The sequence below is a fragment of the Pseudomonas sp. Pse1 genome (assembly GCF_024519635.1).
Lineage (GTDB): Bacteria > Pseudomonadota > Gammaproteobacteria > Pseudomonadales > Pseudomonadaceae > Aquipseudomonas.
In genome coordinates this window covers 1-413 of record NZ_JALJRO010000089.1, presented here as the reverse complement: position 1 = coordinate 413, position 413 = coordinate 1, and the positions used below count along the sequence as shown (strand labels likewise).

The 413-nt window shown below is 47.5% G+C and carries 1 protein-coding gene; it reads left to right on the top strand.

Annotated elements, in window-relative coordinates:
* Nucleotides 1-45 precede the first annotated feature (45 nt).
* Complete coding sequence (locus NR126_RS29160; RefSeq protein WP_256832498.1) at nucleotides 46-405, top strand: hypothetical protein; 360 nt, start codon at nucleotides 46-48, stop codon at nucleotides 403-405.
* The last annotated feature ends 8 nt before the right edge of the window (nucleotides 406-413 follow it).

The following is a 413-nucleotide window of genomic DNA, read 5'->3' as shown; positions in this document are numbered from 1 at the left end:
AATAAATGAGGGAGGGGAAGAGGGAGGAAGGAAAGGGGAAAATAAATGAGGGAGGGGAAGAGGGAGGAAGGAAAGGGGAAGGAGGAGAGAAAAGAAGGGGGGGAGAGGGGAGGAGAGGGAAAAAAAGAGGAGACAAGGGAGGAAGAAAGAGGAAAGGAAAGGGGGAAAGGAAAAGAGAGGAAGAAAGGAGGGAGGAGGGAAGGGAGAAAAGGGAAAGGAAGAAAGAAGAGAGAAAAGGGGAAAGAAAGAGGAGGGGGGAGAGGAGAGAAAGAAGAGAAAGAGGGAGAGAGGAAGGGAGGGAGAAGAGAGAAGAAAAGGGAAAAGGGGAAGAAAAGGGAGGGAAAGAGGAAAAAAAGGGGGGAAGAGGAAGGAAAAGGAGAAGAAAAAAAAGAAGGAAAATATTGAAAAACGTA

Coding starts and splice junctions, on each gene's coding strand:
- NR126_RS29160 (WP_256832498.1), top strand. CDS start 46: ATGAGGGAGGGGAAGAGGGAGGAAGGAAAGGGGAAGGAGGAGAGAAAA.